Below are 660 nucleotides of genomic sequence, written 5' to 3'. Positions count from 1 at the left end.
ATGCGGTAATTCGGCTTAGGAATTGGAGACCAGAAAAGAGCCGAAAGGTCGGACTTGTGAGCATGACGCAAAGATGAGTAAGGGATTGTCCAAGACAAGTAATCAACAAACACAAATGGACTTGCATCAGTGTCGATTTGCAATTCTTCTGGAGTGAATACTTGTTTTTTCATGTTCCCTGAAAACCTGTCAAGAGTAAATTTATTGCATATCTTGGGTAAATATTTTTACCTTGTCAAGATACTGTATGAAAAAACACTCCTTATAATGAGAAAAAACATGGACTCAAAAAGGGGTTTGTCATGCTAAACGAGAACATTAAGAGACTCCGAGAGGAAAAAGGAGTCACCCAGCTTGATATGGCAAAATCCGTCGGAACATCAGCAAAGACGGTAATGAACTGGGAATCGGGGAAGACAGAACCAAAAGCATCTGAGCTAGTTCTTATAGCAAAGAGACTAGGTGTATCTGTAAATGAAATCTTAGGAAGAGAACAAAACCCACACGAGAGACTGATAGAAAAAATTAGTTCAGCAATTGGGGATTTTAATGAATCAGAGATCGAGTCATTGTCGATTATGGTAGAAGGTTTGTATTTGAGGAACCAAAGTAACAAAGCAAGAAATAATTTCTCCTCTGATAAGACTCGCTAGCGCTCAA

Annotated in this window: 1 protein-coding gene and 1 pseudogene; one reads left to right on the top strand and one right to left on the bottom strand. The window is 38.9% G+C overall.

Annotation, left to right across the window (positions count from 1 at the left end; translation table 11 throughout):
* A pseudogene (locus R7Z50_RS28080) lies at nucleotides 1-173 on the bottom strand (replication initiation factor family protein); the annotation flags it as partial.
* Nucleotides 174-302: 129 nt separating this feature from the next.
* On the opposite strand from R7Z50_RS28080, the gene R7Z50_RS28075 reads away from it, so the two are divergent.
* Nucleotides 303-653, top strand: coding sequence for a helix-turn-helix transcriptional regulator (locus R7Z50_RS28075; RefSeq protein ID WP_025791117.1), 351 nt, complete (start codon nucleotides 303-305; stop codon nucleotides 651-653).
* Nucleotides 654-660 lie beyond the last annotated feature (7 nt).

It is taken from the genome of Vibrio sp. 1249-1, from assembly GCF_033340495.1.
The sequence above is the reverse complement of the archived record's forward strand: the minus strand, read 5'-3'. Positions and strand labels throughout refer to the sequence as shown.